The organism is Streptomyces sp. NPDC002868 (genome assembly GCF_055563295.1).
This window is the reverse complement of record NZ_JBVHDR010000067.1, coordinates 1-5288: the sequence shown is the minus strand read 5'-3', so window position 1 is coordinate 5288 and position 5288 is coordinate 1. Positions and strand designations below refer to the sequence as shown.

Genomic DNA, 5288 nt, shown 5'->3' with positions numbered 1-5288 from the left:
CACCCTGGAACACCGGCCCATACTCATAACCCGACTCGGCCAACCGCCCATACAAACCAGCCAAATCAACCGCCACCGCACCAGCCGGAGGCCACGCAAGTTCATCGAGTGCTGCCGCGGAATCTTCGAGATCAGAGGGAACCAACGTTGCTGCGGCATGGTGGGTCCACGACCAGTCACCCACCGCGGCTCCGCCGTCGTCCGGCCGGGAATAGATGTTCAGCGAGCGCGCCCCGGACTCTTGTACGTCACCGACGACGAGCTGCACATGGACCGCACCGCGCTCGGGCAGGAACAGCGGGGCGTTCAAGGTCAGCTCTTCAAGCCGGCCGCACCCCGCCCGGTCACCGGCCAGCATCGCCATCTCCACCAACGCCGCACCCGGCACCAACACCGCACCGAACACTACGTGGTCTGCAAGCCACGCATGTGTCGCCAACGACAGACGACTCGTGAACAGGATTCCGCCATCGCCGGGAACCTCGAGCACGCCCGTCAGCAGCGGATGCTCCGCGGTGCCGAGTCCGAAGCTTGTTGCATCGCCGACAACCGGGGGCACCTCGACCCAATAGCGCTGGTGCTGGAAGGCATACGTCGGCAGATCGACCGGCCGGACATCTGCGGCGAACACCATGGGCCAGTCCGGTGAGACACCCGAAGCATGCAGGTGCCCGACGGCCGCGGCCACCGCAACGGACTCCGGTCGCCCCTTCCGCAGCAACGGCACCAGCACCGCGGCGGACCCCGCGGCCTGCTCCACCATGCCTGTCAGAACACCGTCGGGTCCCAGCTCAACAAACCGGCGTACGCCCAGCGACATCAACGAGTCGACGCCTTGGGCGAACCGAACCGCCTCACGGACATGCCGCACCCAGTAGCCGGCCGAGCGGAAGTCCTCGTCCACCAGCCGACCGGTCACGTTCGACACGATCGGAATCGTCGGCTCCGCAAAGGAGAGGCCCGCCGCCACGTCACCGAACTCCGCCAGCATCGGCTCCATGCGGTGCGAATGAAACGCATGCGACACCGACAGCTGCTTGACGCGCACGCCGCGGGCCCGGAAGTCCTCGATCACCGAGCCGACCGCTTCCCGATCGCCGGAAATGACCACCGACGTCGGGCCGTTGACCGCAGCGATGTCGGCCCCGGACACCAACGCGGCCTCGACCAAAGACGGTTCAGCGGCAATTGCGGCCATGACACCGCCCTCAGGGAGGGCCTGCATCAGCGTGCCGCGCGCGGCGACCAGCGCGCAGGCATCCCGCAGATCGAGCACGTCTGCCACGTGTGCGGCTGCCAGCTCGCCGATCGAGTGCCCGGCAAGGTACTCCGGCCGGATTCCCCATGCCTCAGTCAGGCGGAACAAAGCCACCCCGAGAGCGAACAACGAGCTCTGGGTGAAAACGGTCTGGTTCAGCAGCTCCTCGTCATCACCCCACATCACCTCCAGCAACGGACGAGGCAGATGCTTGTCCAACTCCGCAACCACCACATCCAGCGCCTCCGCGAACACCGGGAAGGCCTCGTACAACTCCCGCCCCATGCCCAGCCGCTGAGCCCCCTGCCCCGGGAAGACGAACGCGGTCCGGCCCGCTATCGCGGTGCCCTCCACCACATGCGCCACCGGCTCACCCACCGCCAAAGCCGCAAGCCCCGACACCAACTCCGCCCGATCCCCCGCCAGCACCACCCCACGCCGCTCAAACACCGCACGCGTCGTCGCCAACGACCAGCCCACAGCAGCCACGTCCACATCCGCGTCGCTCTCCACGAACGACAACAGACGCGCAGCCTGCGCACGCAACGCCGCCTCATCACGACCCGACACCACACACGGCACCACAGCAAGATCCCGACCCGCAGACTCCCGCGACTGCGGCCCGGACACCTCAACCGCCGGAGCCTGCTCAAGGATCACGTGCGCATTCGTGCCGCTGATCCCGAACGAGGACACCCCCGCCCGCCGCGGCCGCTCCACCACCGGCCACTGGCGCTGCGAGGTCAGCAACTCCACCCCACCCACCGACCAGTCCACATGCGGACTCGGCTCATCCACATGCAACGTCTTCGGCATGACCCCATGACGCAGAGCCATCACCATCTTGATCACACCACCCACACCCGCAGCCGCCTGCGTATGACCAATATTCGACTTCAACGACCCCAAAAACAGCGGATCGCCATCCCCCCGGTCGCGCCCATACGTGGCAAGAATCGCCTGCGCCTCAATCGGATCACCCAACGTGGTGCCCGTGCCATGCGCCTCCACCACATCCACATCCGCAGGCACCAACCGCGCACCCGCCAACGCATCCCGAATCACCCGCTCCTGCGACGGACCATTCGGCGCCGTCAACCCATTCGACGCACCATCCTGATTCACCGCAGAACCACGCACGACCGCCAACACCCGATGCCCACGACGCACCGCATCCGACAACCGCTCCAGCAACACCACACCAGCACCCTCACTGAAGCCCGTGCCATCCGCAGTCGCCGCGAACGCCTTGCACCGGCCATCCACCGCCAACCCGCGCTGCCGCGAAAACTCGAAGAACAGATCAGGCGTCGCCATCACGGTTGCTCCGCCGGCCAGCGCCAGGGAGCACTCACCACGCCGCAGCGCCTGCGCGGCCAGGTGCAGTGCAACCAACGACGACGAACAGGCCGTATCCACCGTCAACGCCGGACCCTCAAGCCCGAGCACGTAAGAAATACGGCCCGACATCACACTCGGCGTCGTACCGGTGGACAGGTAGCCCTCGGCTCCAGCAGCACGGGAGACCAACGTTCCGTAGTCCTGGCTGTTGGATCCGATATAGACGCCCGTGGAACTGCCCCGTAGCGATGCAGGATCGATGCCGGCGCGCTCCAGCGTCTCCCAGGACACTTCGAGCAACAGTCGCTGCTGCGGATCCATCGCGACGGCCTCACGCGGCGAAATCCCGAAGAACCCCGGATCGAACTCCGCGGCATCGTGCAAGAACCCACCCTCACGGGCGTACGACGTCCCCGGACGCTCAGAGTCCGGATCGTACAGCCCCTCCAGATCCCACCCCCGACTGTCAGGGAACCCCGAAATCGCATCACCACCCGAGGAAAGCAGCCCCCACAACTCCTCCGGAGACCCCACACCACCCGGAAAACGACACCCCATCCCCACGATCACGACCGGATCCTCGTCCGACACCGCCGCAACCGGGACCGAAGCCGCCGGAACACCGACCGTCTCCCCACCCACGATCTCGCCGGCCAGAAAACGAGCCAGCCCACGCGCCGTCGGATAGTCAAAGACCAACGTCGCAGGCAACCCCAACCCCGTCACCGTATTCAACCGATTACGCAGCTCCACGGCGGTAACGGAGTCGAAGCCGAGGTCCTGGAATGCCTTGTCCTCGTCAATGGCGTCCGGCGACATGTGACCCAGCACCGCGGCCACCTGCGCGCGAACCGTTTCAAGAAGCAGATGTTCACGGTCGGTGGGAGCCGCGTCGGCGATGCCGCGCACAAACTCGGAACGGCTGTCACCGTCCACGTCGCTCTGCCAGTCAGTACCACCGGCACCCGACGCCAGGATCTGGCGAACGTCGGGGAGTTCCTCAAGCAGTCGGGATCGACGTGTCGCGGTGAAGGCGACGAAGAAGCGTTCCCACTCGACGTCGACGACCGCCGCGAACGTCTCGTTGTGATCGAGTACGTGCTGAAGGCCCGACACGGCCTGCTCAGGATCCATCTGCGGAAGCCCGTGCCTGCGCGCCAGGGTCCCGACGCCACCTTCGGCCAGTCCCCCGCCTCCCCATGGGCCCCATGCGACCGACGTAGTGGGCAGCCCCTTGGCCCGGCGGTACTGCGCGAAGGCATCGAGATAGGCGTTGCCAGGCGCGTAGTTGCCCTGGCCGGGGCCGCCGAAGGTAGCCGAGACAGAGGAGAACAGGACGAAGGCCGAGAGATCCAGATGCAGTGTGAGTTCGTGCAGGTTCCTCGTACCGTCGACCTTGACGCGGAGAGCGTGGTCCACCTGCTCGGCGGTCAAAGTGTCGATGATCCCGTCGTCCAGCGACGCCGCCGTGTGCATGACGGCGGTCAGCGGACAGTCGGCGGGTACGGACTCGATGAGTGCGGCAAGCGCCTCCCGGTCCGAGATATCGCAGGCCGCGACGGTCGTCTGCACGCCCATTGCGCTCAGTTCGGCTTCCAGTTCAGCCGCACCTGGCGCAGCAGGTCCTCGGCGGCTGACGAGCATGAGCCGCTCTGCCCCGTTGCGAGCAAGCCACCGGGCCGTGTGAGCACCAAGGGCGCCGGTCCCACCGGTCACCAGCACCGTGCCGGACGGGCTCCACGACTGGGGCATGGCGGTTTCGGCGAGGGGGGCCCGCACAAGTCGCCTCGCAAGCAGGCCCGACGGACGCAGCGCGACCTGGTCTTCACCGTCCAGTCCCGCAAGCGCCCCGACAAGTTGCTGCCGTGAGGCGATATCGAGCGTCTCGGGCAGGTCGATCAGTCCGCCCCACCGCTCGGAGTGCTCCAGGCCAACGATGCGTCCCAGACCCCACACAAGTGCCTGGGTCGGGTTCCTCAGCGGATCCCCGCTGCCCACGGTCACGGCGCCGCTGGTGAGCACCCACAACGGCGCACTGATCCGGCTGTCGCCCAGTGCTTGAACCAGTCCCAGCGTCGCGGCATAGCCCCTGGGTACGGACCGGAACTCGTGGGTGTTCCGCTCATCCAGGGCCAGCAGGGACACCACACCTGAGATCTCGCTGGTGTCGTCCACCGCCTCGGCCAGGTGTGCCACGAGGCTGCGCCGGTCGAGGCCATCCGTAGAAAGCAGGAGCGGAACAGCGTGCGCGCCGTTGTCCGTGAGAGCTCGAATGGTCTCGGTGACGCAAGTCTCCGAGGCATGGTCTTCGGGTACCGCTACGAGCCACGTTCCCGACAAGGAAGCCGAGGTGGAAGCCGCGGCCGGCTTCCATGTGATGCGGTAGCGCCAGCTGTCCAGGATCGATTGCTGTTCCCGCCGACGGCGCCAGGAGGACAGCGTCGGCAGCACGGCGCTCCACGCCTGCCGTCCCTCGACGTTGAGATCCAACTCGGCTGCCAAAGCGTCGAGATGCTCGGTCTGGACTGCGTCCCAGAACCGGGTGTCGATGAATTCGCTACGGGTCGCGACGTCAGCGCTGTTCGCCGTCTCCGGCCAGTAGCGCTGGTGTTGGAAGGCGTAGGTGGGCAGGTCGGTGTGCTGCCGGGCCGCGGCCGGGAAAACCGCAGACCAGTCAGGGGTTTGCCCG

General features: G+C 66.7%; 1 protein-coding gene. It reads right to left on the bottom strand.

Annotation, left to right across the window (positions count from 1 at the left end):
* A partial coding sequence (locus tag ACZ3H8_RS40555) for an SDR family NAD(P)-dependent oxidoreductase (protein WP_467410366.1) occupies nucleotides 1-5288 on the bottom strand: 5288 nt, incomplete at both ends.